12 protein-coding genes are annotated in these 14,884 nt (G+C 70.7%); 6 read left to right on the forward strand and 6 right to left on the reverse strand.

Features of this window, described 5'->3' with window-relative positions:
- The first annotated feature begins 184 nt into the window (after positions 1 to 184).
- Genes AC5L3X_RS12855 through AC5L3X_RS12870 form a run of 4 tightly spaced genes read left to right on the forward strand, consistent with a single transcriptional unit; the run spans position 185 to position 4,973 of the window.
- Positions 185 to 1,072: an NAD-dependent epimerase/dehydratase family protein gene (locus AC5L3X_RS12855; RefSeq protein WP_494857164.1), complete on the forward strand. Its 888-nt coding sequence runs from the start codon at positions 185 to 187 to the stop codon at positions 1,070 to 1,072.
- Positions 1,069 to 1,953 carry a 5-dehydro-4-deoxyglucarate dehydratase gene (locus AC5L3X_RS12860; RefSeq protein WP_494857165.1) on the forward strand — a complete coding sequence of 295 codons (885 nt, stop codon included), beginning with the start codon at positions 1,069 to 1,071 and terminating at the stop codon, positions 1,951 to 1,953. The genes AC5L3X_RS12855 and AC5L3X_RS12860 overlap by 4 nt, the downstream gene beginning before the upstream one ends.
- Positions 1,946 to 3,016, forward strand: coding sequence for a mandelate racemase/muconate lactonizing enzyme family protein (locus AC5L3X_RS12865; RefSeq protein ID WP_494857239.1), 1,071 nt, complete (start codon positions 1,946 to 1,948; stop codon positions 3,014 to 3,016). Before AC5L3X_RS12860 ends, AC5L3X_RS12865 begins: the two co-directional genes overlap by 8 nt.
- Positions 3,017 to 3,062: 46 nt before the next feature.
- Positions 3,063 to 4,973, forward strand: a complete 1,911-nt coding sequence (locus tag AC5L3X_RS12870; protein ID WP_494857166.1) for a DUF6807 family protein — start codon at positions 3,063 to 3,065, stop codon at positions 4,971 to 4,973.
- A gap of 84 nt (positions 4,974 to 5,057) precedes the next feature.
- Here the strand turns inward: AC5L3X_RS12870 and AC5L3X_RS12875 are convergent, their stop codons facing one another.
- The 4 genes from AC5L3X_RS12875 to AC5L3X_RS12890 all read right to left on the reverse strand — a co-directional run bounded on the left by AC5L3X_RS12875 (position 5,058) and on the right by AC5L3X_RS12890 (position 9,563).
- On the reverse strand, positions 5,058 to 6,338 hold the full coding sequence (locus AC5L3X_RS12875) for a Gfo/Idh/MocA family protein (RefSeq protein WP_494857167.1): 1,281 nt from the start codon (positions 6,336 to 6,338) through the stop codon (positions 5,058 to 5,060).
- A 65-nt stretch (positions 6,339 to 6,403) separates the two neighbouring features.
- Positions 6,404 to 7,687, reverse strand: coding sequence for an ABC transporter substrate-binding protein (locus AC5L3X_RS12880; protein ID WP_494857168.1), 1,284 nt, complete (start codon positions 7,685 to 7,687; stop codon positions 6,404 to 6,406).
- Positions 7,688 to 7,726: 39 nt separating this feature from the next.
- Complete coding sequence (locus AC5L3X_RS12885) at positions 7,727 to 8,596, reverse strand: carbohydrate ABC transporter permease (protein ID WP_494857169.1); 870 nt, start codon at positions 8,594 to 8,596, stop codon at positions 7,727 to 7,729.
- Positions 8,580 to 9,563 (reverse strand): carbohydrate ABC transporter permease, encoded by a 984-nt coding sequence (locus tag AC5L3X_RS12890; protein ID WP_494857170.1) that lies wholly within the window; start codon positions 9,561 to 9,563, stop codon positions 8,580 to 8,582. The genes AC5L3X_RS12885 and AC5L3X_RS12890 overlap by 17 nt, the downstream gene beginning before the upstream one ends.
- A gap of 372 nt (positions 9,564 to 9,935) precedes the next feature.
- Here AC5L3X_RS12890 and AC5L3X_RS12895 point away from each other — a divergent pair, with 372 nt between their 5' ends.
- On the forward strand, positions 9,936 to 10,697 hold the full coding sequence (locus AC5L3X_RS12895; protein WP_494857171.1) for an IclR family transcriptional regulator: 762 nt from the start codon (positions 9,936 to 9,938) through the stop codon (positions 10,695 to 10,697).
- 103 nt (positions 10,698 to 10,800) lie between these two features.
- Here the strand turns inward: AC5L3X_RS12895 and AC5L3X_RS12900 are convergent, their stop codons facing one another.
- Positions 10,801 to 11,505 carry a carbon-nitrogen hydrolase family protein gene (locus tag AC5L3X_RS12900; RefSeq protein WP_494857172.1) on the reverse strand — a complete coding sequence of 235 codons (705 nt, stop codon included), beginning with the start codon at positions 11,503 to 11,505 and terminating at the stop codon, positions 10,801 to 10,803.
- Between the two features lie 163 nt (positions 11,506 to 11,668).
- On the opposite strand from AC5L3X_RS12900, the gene AC5L3X_RS12905 reads away from it, so the two are divergent.
- The gene (locus tag AC5L3X_RS12905) at positions 11,669 to 13,081 is read left to right on the forward strand and encodes a pyridoxal phosphate-dependent decarboxylase family protein (protein ID WP_494857173.1); all 1,413 of its coding nucleotides are present in this window, start codon (positions 11,669 to 11,671) and stop codon (positions 13,079 to 13,081) included.
- Between the two features lie 320 nt (positions 13,082 to 13,401).
- On the opposite strand, the gene AC5L3X_RS12910 is transcribed toward AC5L3X_RS12905, so the two are convergent.
- Positions 13,402 to 14,874 (reverse strand): aldehyde dehydrogenase (NADP(+)), encoded by a 1,473-nt coding sequence (locus AC5L3X_RS12910; protein ID WP_494857174.1) that lies wholly within the window; start codon positions 14,872 to 14,874, stop codon positions 13,402 to 13,404.
- Positions 14,875 to 14,884: the final 10 nt, after the last annotated feature.

A 14,884-nucleotide genomic window follows, 5' to 3' on the forward strand; every position in this document is an offset into this window, starting at 1 on the left:
ACTTTAGTGCAAGCGTTTGTATCGTTGTCAATCGACGATCGACCCGCCCTGCCTCGCATCCTATCCCTCATGTGACCACTCGTCGTGCTCTGGTGACGGTCTCACCGCTTGACGTTTTCGAAGCCGAACCTCAATACTTTTTGCAACCGGTTGCTGCAAGATCCCAGGAGTGGTGGAAGACCCGATGACACGAACACTGGTGACCGGCAGCGCCGGCCGACTCGGGCGCAGTGTGGTCGCCACCCTGGCGCAGACGGGCCACGAGGTCGTCGGCGTCGACGTCGGCTCCGGCACCCCCGACGAGGCGGCCGTCACGCTGCCGGCCGACCTGACCGACCTGGGCGAGACCCACGACGTCATGGCGCGCTTCCGGCCCGACGTCGTCGTGCACCTGGCCGCGATCGCGACCCCGTTCAGCCGGACCGACGGCCTGACCTTCCGCACCAACACGCAACTCGCCTTCAACGTGTGCGCGGCGGCGAGCAACCTCGGCGTCGGCAGAGTCGTGGTGGCCAGCAGCCCGACCGTCATCGGCTACGGCGCCCCCGGTGGCTGGCGGCCCCGCTACCTGCCGATCGACGAGGAGCACCCCACCGAGCCGTGGAACTCCTACAGCCTGTCGAAGCTCACCGCCGAGCAGACCATGGCGGCCTTCGCGCGCGGCTCGGCCACCCGGTTCGCCGCGGTGCGGCCGTGCTTCGTGGTGGCGCCCGAGGAGTGGGCGGGCGCGCCCACCCAGTCCGGTCACACGATGGCCGAACGACTCGACCGGCCGGACATCGCCGGGGTGTCGCTCTTCAACTACATCGACGCCCGGGACGCCTCCGAGCTGATCGCCGTACTGGCCGAGCGGCTGTTCGAGCTGCCCAGCGGCGAGGTGTTCTTCGCCGGCGCGGCGGACGCGCTGGCCCGTGAGCCCCTGGCGGAGCTGCTTCCCACGGTCAACCCCGCGACCGCCGCGACCGCCGCGCGGCTGACCGGCACCTCCCCCGCCTTCACCTCGGCCAAGGCCGAACGCATGCTCGGCTGGACCGCCAAGCGCAGCTGGCGCAGCGAACTGGAGACCCCATGAACCTCAGCGGAATCCTCTTCTTCCCCATCACCCCCTTCGACAACGACGGCGAGCTGGCCGAGAAGGTGCTGGCCGAGCACCTGCGGCGAGGGCTCGAACACGGCCCCGGCGGCGTGTTCGCGGCCTGCGGCACGGGTGAGTTCGCCGCCCTGTCGGAGTCGGAGCACGCGGCCGTGGTGCGGGTGGCGGTCGAGACGGCGCGGGGGCGGGTGCCGGTGTTCGCGGGGGCGGGCGGGCCGTTCGGCACGGCGCTGCGGCAGGCGAGGGCCGCCCGCGAGGCCGGGGCCGACGGGCTGCTGCTCATGCCGCCGTACCTGTCGACGGGCACCGAGGAGGGGTTCGCCGCCTACGTGCGGGCGGTCGCGGAGATCCTGCCGCTCATCGTCTACCAGCGCGGGGCGGTGGTGCTCTCGCCCGAGCGGGTGGTGGAGCTGGCCCGGATCCCGGGTGTGATCGGCCTGAAGGACGGCGTGGGCGACATCGACCTGATCCAGCGCACCGTGCTGGCCGTGCGCCGCGAGGTCGGCGACGGTTTCCGGTTCTTCAACGGGCTGCCGACGGCCGAGCTGACCATGGGGGCCTACCGCGGCATCGGGGTGGAGCTCTACTCCTCCGCGGTCTTCGCCTTCGCGCCGGAGATCGCCACCGCCTTCCGCGACGGCGCCGCCGATCTGCTCACCGAGTTCTACGAGCCGCTGGTACGGCTGCGCTCGAAGGTCCCCGGCTACGCCGTGTCCCTGGTCAAGGCCGGGGTGCGGCTGGGCGGCCTGGACACCGGGCCGGTCCGGCCGCCGCTGGTGGATCCCACGCCCGAGCACGTGGCCGAGCTGGAGGCGTTGATCACGCACGGGCGGGCGCTGGCGGGTGCCCGTGATTCGTGACCTCACGGTACGGTCGCGCACGGCCACGCTGCCCCGCCCGTGGGGGCCCGACGTACCCGTCAACCACGTCCTGGTCGTCGAGGTGACCCTGGACGACGGCCGGACGGGCACCGGCTTCTCCTGGACGCCGCGGATCGGGGCGCGGGCCGTACACGCGCTGCTGGAGCACGACATCCGGGAGGCCGTCATCGGCCTCGACCCGCACCCGGAGGTGGTGTGGGACCTGCTCTGGCGGCACCTGCGCGAGGCCGGGGCCGGCGGCGTCACCACGATCGCGCTGGCCGGGCTCGATCTCGCCCTGTGGGACCTGCGCTGCGGCGAACGCGGACTGGTCGAGGTGCTGGGCAGACGCCGGGACAGCGTGCCGGTCTACGGAAGCGGCGTGAACCTGCACTACTCGCTGGAGGAGCTGGTCGCGCAGGCCGGGCGGTGGAAGGCGGCCGGCTACCCGGCGGTCAAGATCAAGGTGGGCCGGCCCGCCCTGCGCGAGGACGTCGAGCGGGTGGCGGCGGTCCGCGAGGTGATCGGGCCGGAGACGCTGCTGATGATCGACGCCAACCAGCGCTGGGACCTGCACCGCGCCCGCCGCGCCGCCGAGGCCCTCGCCCCCTACGACCCGCACTGGCTGGAGGAGCCGCTGCCCGCCGACGACGTCGCCGCGCACGTCGAGCTGCGGCGGGCGACCGGCGTGCCCCTCGCGGTCGGCGAGAACGTCTACACCGTCTACGGCTTCCGCGACCTGCTGGTGGCGGGCGCGTGCGACGTGGTGCAGCCCAACGTGGTCAGGGTGGGCGGGATCACCCCGTTCCTGCGCATCGCCGAGCTGGCCCGGGCCTTCGACGTGCCGGTCCATCCGCACCTGCTGCCCGATCTGTCCGGGCAGCTCGCGCTGGCGCTGCCGCTGCCGTGTCTGGCCGAGGAGGTGGAGGACGCCTCGTTCGCGGCCCTCGGCCTGCTGGCCGAGCCGTACCCCGTCCAGGTCCGCGGCGCGGAGCTGCGGGCCGGAGAGCACCGGGGCCTCGGGTTCCACTGGAGCGACGAGCCCTCACGACAAAAGCCCTGACCACAAGAACCCTGACGACGAGAGAGGCGCTGAGAGAGGTGACCAGGTGACGACGCGTGTCGTGCTGGCCGGGGCCCACGGCTACGGCTCCCACTACCTGGACCGGCTGCGGCGGCTGGCCCCCGACCTCGAGCTCGCCGGCATCTGCGACGTGCGGCCGGTCGACCCGGCGTCGCTGGCCGGGCTCGGCACGCCGGAGTTCTCCGCCGACCTGGCCGGCCTGCTCGGGCGGACCGGCGCGCGGATCGCGATCCTCGCCACCCCGATCCCGACGCACGCCGAGCTCGCGCTGGCCGCGCTCGACGCGGGCGCGCACGTGCTGGTGGAGAAGCCGACTGCGGCCACGCTGGCCGACTTCGACCGGATGGAGCGGGCCGCCGCCAAGGCCGGGCTCGCCTGCCAGGTGGGGTTCCAGAGCCTCGGCTCGGCGGCCGTCCCGGCGGTGCGCGAGCTGGTCGCGAGCGGCGCGATCGGCCGCGTCACCGGCGTCGGAGTGGCCGGCTCGTGGCCGCGGCCCGCCTCCTACTTCACCCGGAGCGCCTGGTCGGGCCGGCGCCGGCTGGACGGCGCCGACGTGGTGGACGGCGCGCTCACCAACCCGTTCGCACACGCCCTGGCGACCGCGCTGGCCGTGGCGGGAGCCGAGGACCGGGACGCCGTCGCGTCGGTGGAGGCCGAGCTGTTCCACGCCAACGCCATCGAGTCGGACGACACGTCGGCCGTCCGGATCACGACGGTGAGCGGCCTGCCGATCGTGGCCGCCGTGACCCTCTGCGCGGCCGAGCGGGACGAACCGTACGTGCTGGTCCACGGTGAGCGGGGGCGGATCAGGCTCACGTACACGACGGACGAGGTCCAGGTGGACGACGGGCCAGTGCGCCGCTACGAGCGGACCGACCTGCTGAAGAACCTGGTCGAACACGTCCGCTCGGGCGCCGGTCTGCTCGTGCCGATCCAGCGGACGGGCGGGTTCATGCGGGTCATGGAGGCCATCAGGCTGGCGCCCGACCCGCTGCCGATCGCCGAGGACCACCAGGACCGCTCCGGTGACGGCCCCGTGCTGCCCGGCATCGCGGGCGTCGTCGGCGCCTGCGCCGACCGGCTGGCTCTCTTCTCCGAGCTCGGGGTGAGCTGGGCGGTGCCGCTCGCCGTCTCGGGCGCGGTCGTCGCGGAGTACGTCACCCGCCCGGAGCTGCCGCTCACCGCCGCGCCCCGCCCCTACCTGCATCCGGTACGGACCCTCGGCGGCGTGGTGGTGACCGAGGAGCGGCCCGAAGACCATCCGCACCACCTCGGCGCGGGCCTCGCCGTGACCGACCTGGGCGGCCGCAACTTCTGGGGCGGTCGCACGTACGTCCGCGATCAGGGCCCCACCTGGCTCGACGACCACGGCGTGCAGCGGCACGTGTCTTTCGCGGGACGCGACGCCACGGGGTTCACCGAGACGCTGCTGTGGGAGCGGCCGGGCGAGAAACCGCTCGTCCGGGAGGAACGGACCGTCCGGGCCGCGCCGCTGTCGCGCGGCTGGGCGCTGCGGTTCGCCTTCACCCTGCGCAACCTCACCGACCGGCCGCTGACCGTGCGGAGCTCGGCCACCAAGGGCCGGGCGGGCGCCGGATACGGCGGTTTCTTCTGGCGCGCGCCCGTCGCCTCCCGCCGGGTGCGCGTGTTCACCGCCTCGGCCGAGGGTGAGTCAGACGTCCACGGCTCCCGGGCGCCCTGGCTGGCGCTGGCGTCCGACGACTGGACGCTCGTCTTCGCCCAGGACCGCGTCTTCGCCCAGGACTCGGGCGACCCGTGGTTCGTCCGGGTCGCCGAGTATCCGGGGGTCGGCACCGCCCTGGCCTGGGACACGCCGCTGGAGTTCGGGGCCGAGTTGTCCCGCGGCGTCGCGGTGGCGGTGGCCGACGGCCGCCTGTCCGCCGAGCAGGCCGCTGCCCTGGCCGCCGAGCTCTGAGCCCCCCGCGGCCGGCCCGGTGCGTGACCGCTGGATCGCGCGGCCCTCCGGCGAGCCGATGCGCGCTCCCGCCGCCGGCCCGGCTCACGTGCCGGTCAGGCGGGTGCCGTCGGCGGTGAGGCGGACGGGGCGGCCGGTGGCGGCCGAGCGGTTGGCCGCCACGCCGACCAGGACGCTCCGGATGCCGTCGCGGTAACCGGCCGGGCGGCCGAGGGGGTCGTCGCCAGGACCGCGGAAGACGTCGTCGAGCAGGAGCCGGTCGCCGCCCCCGTGGCCGCCGTCCCCCTGCTCGATCGGCACCTCCTCCGGCGGGTGCCAGTGACGGTGCAGGGTGAGCCGCTCCCAGGAGCCGGTCACGTGCTCCTTGCTCGCCGCGCTCGGGTCCACGGCGGCATGCGGCGGGGTCCAGGGCCGCTCGCACACCTCCAGCTCGACGCGTCCCTCGGTGCCGTTGAACACGACCCGATACCCCTCGGACGGCGCGTACGCGGTGAGCGAGTAGGTGAGCGTGGCCCGGTTCGCGTAACGGACGAGAACCGCCATGGTGTCGTCGATGGTCACGCCGGGGCCGAAGACGTCCTGGTCACGGAGGTAGCCGTCCTCGTGCTCGGCGTCCAGGTAGAGCCGCTGCAGCCGTTCGTCGGCGGAGATGTCCAGGATGAACGGGTCCGTACCGAGACCGGGCGCGCCCTGGCCGCGCGCCGGACGCGGCCCCCGGGGCAGCGCCTGGCCGTAGAAGCGCAGCTCCGTCTGCGCGAAGACCAGCTCCGGCGCCGCGCCGAGCCACCAGTTGACCAGGTCGAAGTGGTGAGTGGACTTGTGCACCAGCAGCCCGCCCGAGCTGGCGCGGTCGCGGTGCCAGCGCCGGAAGTAGTCGGCGCCGTGGATGGTGTCGAGCCGCCACTCGAAGTGCACGGACGTGACGTCGCCGATCGCCCCGTCGCCGAGCAGCCGCTTCACCGCCGAGTTACGCGGCGAGTAGCGGTAGTTGAACGTCACGACCAGCCGGCCCGGGGCACGCTCGGCCGTCTCGGCGATGGCCGCGCAGCTCTCGGCGTCGACGGTCAGCGGCTTCTCCACGATGACGTCCAGCCCGGCGTCCAGCGCCGCGCACACGTAGCCGGCGTGCGTGGCGTCGATCGTGCAGACCACCACGGCGTCGGCCGTCTCCAGCAGCTTGCCGTAGTCGTGCGGCGCGAAGCACGGCACCGGGCGGCCGACGCGTTCGACGTAGTAGTCCATGCGGGTCTGGTTGGTGTCACAGAAGGCGACGATCGTCCCGGTGTCGCGCCAGTCGCCCAGCAGCGCGTCGACGTACATCTGGGCACGGTGGCCGAGCCCGACGAAGGCGTACCTGGTGCTCAACTGCTCTCCCCGAGTCCGGGATGGCGGCCGGGAGCCGTGCGGGGCCCCCGGCCGGGCGGAGGTGGTCAGCCCGCGATGGCGGCGTTCGCCTCCGCCAGGAACTTCTGGGCGGCCTGGTCCGGGGTCACCTTGCCGAAGAGGAGCTCCTCGGTGTTGCGCTTCAGGATGTCCTCCATCTGGAGCGCGCCCTTCGGCGGGGCGACGATCGGGCTCAGCTCGCTCTTGACCTGGTCGACGAAGGCCAGCGTCTTCTGGTCGACGGGCGGCAGCTTGTCCTTCACCGCGGCGAGCACCTTGGCGTTGGTCGGCAGGCCGCGGTCGCTCAGCAGGATGCCGGCCGCGTCGGGGTCGTTGACCAGGAAGTCGATCAGCTTGGCGGCTTCGGCCGGATGCTCCGACTTGGCCGAGGCGGTGTAGAACATGGCCGGCTGCAGGAACATCCCGCTGGTGCTCGCGCCCTCCGCCTTGGGCATCCGCAGCAGGGTGAGCTCCTGGCCCGACGACTTGGACAGGGCGTTGAGCTGGTTGCTCCACCACATGCCCATCGCTCCGGCGTTGGTGCCGAGCAGCGACTGCTCCGGGCCGGTCGCGCCGATCTCGGCGCTCTTGGCGGCGTCGGGCGAGCCCTTGGTCTCGATGAGCCGCTGGTGGATCGACCACCAGGCCTTCAACGTCTCGGCCGAGACGCCCATCTTGGTGCCGTCGTACATCTTCTCGCCGCGCTGGGCCGCGAAGATCTGCAGCCAGGCGGGGTTGGGGTTGTACTCGGCGCCGGTCACGCCGCCCGCGCCGGAGATGTCCTTCGCCAGGCCGATCCACTGGTCCCAGGTCCAGGAGGCGTCGTCGGGCAGTTTCTGCTTCGCCTTCTCCAGCACCGAGGGGTTGGCGATCATGGAGAACGCGTTGACGCCGGTGGGAATGGCGTACTGTTTGCCGTCGATCTGCCCGCTGGTGAGGACCTGCTGGTCAAGGTCGGCGGCGGGCACCTTGCCGGACAGGTCGGCCAGCGCGCCACGGCCCGCGTACTCACTCAGGCCGCGGATCTCGATGCTCATGACGTCGGGGGCGTCGTTCGCGGCGACCTTGGTGGCGATCTTCTCGTAGTAGCTGTCCCAGTTGGAGAAGTCGCCCTCGACGTCGATCGTCGGGTTCTTCTCCTCGAACTTCTGGATGACCTGGTCGGTGAGCTTCTGCCGGGCGTCGCTGCCCCAGTAGGCGAACGTGATCCGGACCTTGTCACCGCCCGCCGCCTCGCCACCGCCGTCGCCGCCGCAGGCGCCGGCCCCGGTCATGAGCGCGGCAGAGACGACCACGGCCGTCCACATCTTCTTGCGAGAGCTGGGATTCACAGCTCTACCTCCTCTTGGAGAGTTGGGGGGTGTGGAGGATCACTTGAGACCGGTGGTCGCCATGCCACGGATCAGGTACTTCTGCCCGGCCAGGAAGAACCCGAAGATCGGCCCGAGCGAGACGATGGACATCGCGAACATCGGCCCCCAGGACGACTCCCCGCTGGAGTCCAGGAACTGGCGCAGGGCGACGGCGACCGTGAGGTTGTCGCTGTTGGTCAGGTAGAGGTTCTGGCTGAAGAAGTCGTTCCAGGTCCAGATGAAGGTGAAGATGCCGGTCGTCGCGAGCGCCGGCGTGCACAGCGGGATGATGACCCGCAGGAAGATCCGCCAGTAGCCGGCGCCGTCGATGGCGGCGGCCTCGTCCAGCTCTCTCGGCAGGGTGCGGATGAACTGCACCATCAGGAAGATGAAGAACGCGTCCGTGGCCAGGAACTTGGGCACGACCAGCGGCCAGATCGTGTTGATCCAGTCGAGCTCGGCGAAGACGATGTACTGCGGCACGACCGTCACGTGGTGCGGCAGCATGATCGAGCCGAGCATGATCGCGAACCAGAGCTTCTTCAGCGGGAAGTCCAGCCGGGCGAACGCGTAGGCGGCCAGCGAGCAGGCGACCAGATTGGCCGCCACGCACAGGCCGGTGATGACGGCGGAGTTCCAGAGGTAGTAGCCGAAGGTGTGCTTGAGCGCGGTCCAGCCGTCGCCGTAGTTGTCCAGCGTGACCTCACTCGGCCACAGGCCCGGCTCCCGGAAGATCAGCTCCTCCGGTTTCAGCGAGCTGGACACCATCCAGAACAACGGATAGAGCATGATCAGGCCGAACCCGATCAGCAGGAGGTGCTTGAGCAGCCGGCCGCCCCGCGGTAACGGGCGGAACAGGAACGGGGCCGCGTTACTTCGTGTCGCCATAGAAGACCCAATACTTCGACGCGATGAAGTTCACGCCGGTCAAGCCGGCGATGATGAGCAGGAGGACCCACGCCATGGCGGCCGCGTAGCCCATCTCGTAGCTCTTGAAGCCCTTCAGGTACAGGTAGAGCGTGTAGAAGAGCGTGGAGTCGACCGGCCCCCCGTTGCCGCCGCTGACGATGAACGACTGGGTGAACGACTGGAACGACTTGATCACTTCGAGCACGAGATTGAAGAAGATGATCGGAGTCAGCAGGGGCAGCGTGATCGACCAGAACTGACGGATCCTGCTGGCCCCGTCGACCGCCGCGGCCTCGTAGTAGCTCTGCGGGATCTGCCGCAGCCCGGCCAGGAAGATCACCATGGGCGCCCCGAACGTCCACACGTGCAGGATGATCAGCGTGCCGAGCGCGGTGTCGGGGTCTGACACCCAGCCGGTGCCCTCGATGCCGAACAGCCCCAGCAGTGAGTTGACCAGGCCCTCGGTGCCGAAGATCTTGCGCCACAGGATGGCGATGGCGACGCTGCCGCCGAGCAGCGAGGGCAGGTAGTAGACCGAGCGGTAGAACGGCAGGCCGCGCAGCCCCCGATCCAGCGCCAGTGCCAGGGCCAGGGCGAAGGCCAGCTGGAGCGGCACCGACACGACCACGTAGATCGTGGTCACCTTCAGGGAGGCGAGGAACCGGTCGTCCTCGGTGAACATCTTGTCGTAGTTGTCCAGCCCGACCCACTTCGCCGGCTCCAGCAGGCTGTAGTCGGTGAACGACAGGTACAGCGAGGCCAGGATCGGGCCGACGGTAATCACGAACAGGCCGATGAACCAGGGCGCGAGGAAGACGTAGGCGGTGCGGGCCTCGCGCCTCCTGTGAACGTTCACCTGTCTGACGTGACGCCGCCTCCCGGGCGGTTGCGGAGGCGGCTGGGCCACAGGCGCGCGTTCCGGCGTTACGGAGACTGAGTCGGACATGGATGCATACATCCCTCATTCCAGGGCCTGCCCGGCGCGGCGGGATCGGATAGCGCCTTCCTATAGGGGACGCGAAAGTTCCGTCAACCCTTTGCAGGCGTTACAAACCCGTTATCGATATATCGTTAACTGAGAAACCCCTGTTCAGAGGCGCACAGCAGCCAGCGGGGCGCGGTTAACGTTTTTGCTCATACTCGGATGTCCTACAACCGGTTGCACACTGGGAGCGTGACCGCCGACAGGAACCTCGCCGGAGGCGCGGGCCCTGACCGGCTGCTGCCCAGATCGGTTGAGCGCGAACAATGGCGTCCAGATATCTGGACGCCATCCTCTATCCTGACATTTCGGAGTTGTCGGCTAGATGGGACGATCATGGAGCGGCAGCTGGTCAAGTCCGCCGAGCGGACCGTACGCATCCTGGAGGCCCTCGCCACCTCCCCCGAGCCCCTGACCCTGTCGGAGCTCCAGCAGCGCACCGGCTTCCCCCGCAGCAGCCTGCACGCCCTGATGCGTACGCTGGTCGAGCTCAACTGGGTGGAGACCGACAGGGCCAGAGGTGTATTCGGCATCGGCCCGCACGCCCTGCTGACCGGCACGGCCTACCTCGACAAGGATCCGGCGCTGCCGTTCGCCCAGCAGACCCTGGAGGACCTTCGCGCGGAGACCGGCCAGACCGCCCACTTCGCCCGCCGCGACGACGCGCACGTCCTCTACCTGGCCACCCGCGAGTCGCGCGAGGCTCACCACGTGATCCCCCGGGTCGGCCGCCGGCTGCCCGCCCACGTGACGGCGCTCGGGCAGGCGCTGCTCGCCCAGCTCACCGACGACGAGGTCGCCGCCCTCATGCCCGACCCGATGCCGGTCATGACCGAGCACACGATCATCGACCTGGCCGAGCTGACCGGCGAGCTCGACCAGGTCCGCACCCGAGGCTGGGCCTACGAACGGGAGCAGGGCACCCCCGGCGTGGCCTGCGTGGCGGTCGCCGTCGACTACCGCATCCCCGCCACGGACGCGATCAGCTGCTCGATGCCGGTGAGCCTGCCTCCCGCCGAGGTCGAGAAGATCACCGACGCGGTCATCGACCACACCCGCAAGCTGGCCGCCACTCTCAGGCGGGAGGGCATCCGCTAGCCGTTCACGCGGCCGGCCGGTGTCCCGGCGACTCCTTTCGGCACGGACGGCCACGCGAACAACGGCCGGACCTCAGCCCCAGGGGCACCCACTGAAGGGTCACCTACTGAAGGGTCGCCCGAACGATCGCGCCGACTTCGGGCCCCGCCTGGGTGACCACCGCGCCACCCGACGCCCAGATGCCCGAACGGCCGGCGGCCCGCGAGAACCCGCCGCCGGTCGACCCGGCGAAACTGGCCACCGCCACCCAGACCCGATGGTCGGTGGCGACCCGGCGGGCACGCTCGTCCTGGACCGCCGACTCCTCCGGGGTTTTCAGTGTCCCGGCGACATAGGCGTCGACGCCCAGGGCGGCGACGTCGGCAGCGTGCTCCGGGACACCGGTGTCCTTACAGACGGCGAGCCCCAGCCGCCAGCCGTCGACCTGGAGCACGGCCGGCTTGTCGCCGGCGGTGAACCGTTCGGCCTCCTCCGTGCCCAGCCACATCTTCCGGTAAGCCACACTCGCCCTGGTGCCGTCAACGGCCAGGATCGCGATGTACGCCCGGCCCGCCTCACCGCCCACCGGAGCCCCTGCCAGTGCCAGGGACCCGGTCTCGGCGCACGCCTCGATGAGGGGAGCCAGTCGCTGATCATCGGCCGAGATCGCGGGAGCGTCCAGTTCGTACCCTGTCAGCGACAGCTCGGGAAAGACCACCACTCTGGCCTCGGCGGCCCTGACCGCCTCGGCGTGCGCGACCGCGTTCGCGGCCACGTCGTAGGGCAGGCACGACGGCTGGGCAACGGCAATGACGAGCGGCTCACGCATACGCGACTCCCCGGCAGGCGAAATGAACTCTCATACTAAATCGGCTCCCCTTTTCACGATCATCCGCCATCCCTCGACATCCCGGCGCCCTCACCCACACCCCGGTGAGCTCAGGGCGCGTCACATCTGGGATGACGGCGTACCAGATGGCAGGATCCGGCCTATGCCGCACTTCCCGCGCCACCCGCTGGAGCCGAGCCCCGACGAGACACGCCAGATGGGCGAGGCCGTCCTGGACCTCGTGGCGGACTTCATCCGCGACCTGCCCACCATGCCCGCCTTCGACCTCGACGGCGCGCAACGACTCGCCGCGAACCTCCGCGAACGGGCTCCCGAACACGGCACTCCGCTCCCCGTTCTCCTCCAGACGGTCGCCGAAGCGTCCACCCGAGGCGCCACCACCACGGGCCCCGGCTACCTCGCGTACATCCCGGGCGGCGGTCTCTATGCGGCCGCGCTCGCCGACTTCCTGGCGTCCGCGCTCAACAAGTACGTGTCCGTGTGGAACCTCGCGCCCGTCTGCGCCCAGCTCGAATGGACGGCGATCCGCTGGCTGTGCGACCTGTTCGGCTATCCGGAACAGGCCCGCGGCATCCTCACCAGCGGCGGCTCGCTCGCCAACTTCTCGGCCATCGTCACCGCCCGCGCCACGCGCCTGGGCGAGGACTTCCTCGACGGAGTCCTCTACGTGACCGGCCAGACACATGCCTCCTCGGCCAAGGCCGCCATGCTGGCGGGCATCCCCCAGCGGAACGTACGGATCGTGCCCACCCAGGACACCCTGGCCATGGACCCGCTCGCCCTCACCCGGCTCGTCGAGGAGGACCGCGAAGCCGGGCTGCGCCCCTTCCTGGTGGTCGCCAGCGCCGGCACGACGAACACCGGCGCCATCGACCCGCTCGACGACCTGGCCACGATCGCCCGCGCGCAGCGCCTCTGGCTGCACGTGGACGCCGCCTACGGAGGACCGTTCCAGCTCACCGACCGCGGGCGGGACCTGCTCTCCGGCATCGAACGGGCCGACTCCATCACACTCGACCCGCACAAGGCGATGTTCCTGCCGTACGGCACCGGCGCGCTCATCGTCCGTGACGGCGCCCTGCTGCGGGAGGCGCACCACCTGTCCGCCGACTATCTGCAGGATCTCGGCGCGGAGGACGAGATCCCGAACTTCTCCGAATACTCCCCCGAACTGACCCGCGACTTCCGCGGCCTCCGTCTCTGGCTGCCCATCAAGCTGCACGGCCTGGCCGCCTTCCGGGAGGCCCTGGAAGAGAAACTCGACCTCGCCCGGTACGCGTACGACTCGCTGCGCGAGGCCGGCTTCGAGGTGCCCTGGGAGCCCCGGCTGACCACGGTCGCGTTCCGCTGGATCCCGGAACGAGGCGACACCGAGGCGTTCAACGCCGCACTGCTGAAACAGGTCAACGACGGGGGCCGTGTCTTCCTGTCGAGCACGCTCATCGACGGCACTTACATGCTGCGGATCAGCGTGGTCAGCTTCCGCACCCACCGTGACCGCGTGGACGAGGCCCTGCACGCGATCCGCACCGCCCGCGACACCCTGACACGGTGACGCCCGCACCACGTGGCACAGCACTACGGCCAGCCGATCGCACCCAGCCCTGGCCGAGCCCCTGCCTCCGCTTCTAGCAAGGCCGAGAACCTACCTCAGGCGGCCGACTCCAGTCACGAACCAGCCGACGACCGTGGCGACCCCGGCGATGACCACTCTCCTCCCTCGCGCTCCTCCCTCGCGCTCCTCCCTCGCGACGCCCTCCTCAGAACTCACAACCATCCTCGGTCCTGCGAACCTGGCCACGAGGTGTGCCACGGACGGGCTGTTCCAAGCCCGGCACGGCCCCACCTCCGGAGGCGGCACGGCCACCCAATGAGTCAGCGCTCCAGTACGCCGTCAACCCGACGCGGCACACCCAACGAACCGGCCTCCTTCAACACGTCCGGCAGCAACTCCTCAGGCCAGTCCTGGTAAGCCCTCGGGACGAGCCATCGATCGATGGCCGTGGCGCCGACCGACGTGTGCGCAGGGGCAGTGGAAGAGGGCCACGGACCGCCATGGTGCATCGCCCAGCACACGGCGACCCCGGTGGGCCACCCGTTCCAGATCAGCCGTCCGGCCTTCCGTCCGAGCACCTCGGCGACCTCAGCCGCCTCGTCTGGATCGGTCGCATGCACGGTCGCCGTCAACGAGCCTTCCAGCCTTTCCAGCACCACCCGCAGATCCGAAATATCGCGATAAGTGACGACGATGGACGCCGGCCCGAAACACTCCTCGGCAATTTCGGGCAGCTTCCCGGCGAACGTGTCCAAATCCGTGGTGAACACCTTCGGCGTCACCGCCCAGCTCCCCTCGCCCGGCTTGCCCTCGGCCAGCAGGGCAAGCTCCCCGAGCCGATCCAGCCCGCCCAGGTAGCCGTCTCTGATCCGCTCGGCCAGCATCGCCCCTCCAGCGCTGCCCTCGACCGCGGCGGCCACCGCCTCGCGCAACTCGCCGTCCTCCGGCACGAACATCAGCCCAGGATTGGTGCAGAACTGCCCCACCCCCAGCGTCAGCGAGGCAGCGAACCCCGACGCGACCTCGGCCATGGACGCGGACGGCAGCACGACGACTGGATTGACACTGCCCAGCTCGCCGAAGAACGGAATCGGCACCTCGCGCTCGTCGATCAAGGCCTGGATCGCCTTGCCCCCGGCGACCGAGCCGGTGAACCCGGCGGCCACCACCTCGGGGTGCCGCACCAGGTCCGCACCGGCCTGCATCCCCTGCACGAGCCCGAGCAGATCCGGATACGGCAGAGCGTTCCGTACGATCTTCGCGACCCGCTCAGAGGTGTTCGGATGCCCGGGATGGGCCTTCACCACTACCGGACAGCCCGCCGCCAACGCGGAGGCCGTGTCACCGCCGGCCACCGAGAACGCGAACGGGAAGTTGCTCGCCGCGAACACCGCGACGACACCCGGGAGCGGATGCTTCATCCGGCGCACATCCGGACGAGGTGGCGTGGCCGAGGGGTCGGCGTGGTCGATCACGGCGTCCAGATAGCCGCCATCACGGACCACCTGGGCGAACAGCCGGAACTGCCCCACCGCACGGGCGACCTCGCCGCGCAGGCGTACCTCTCCAAGCGCCGTCTCCTGGTCGGCGAGCCGCCACAGCTCGTCGACATGTGCGGCGAGAGCGTCGGCGATCGCCTCCAGCGCGAGCGCCCGCTCGGCCGCCGGGGTGACCCGCCAGGCCACGCCGGCGATCGTCGCGGCGGAGACGATCAGGTCGACCCCGTCACGGTCCGTTTCGGGCAGGGCGGCCCCCAAGGTCTGCCCGGTCCTCGGGTCGTGTCCGTAGATCATCGATTGGCCC

The organism is Nonomuraea sp. CX421, assembly GCF_059358955.1.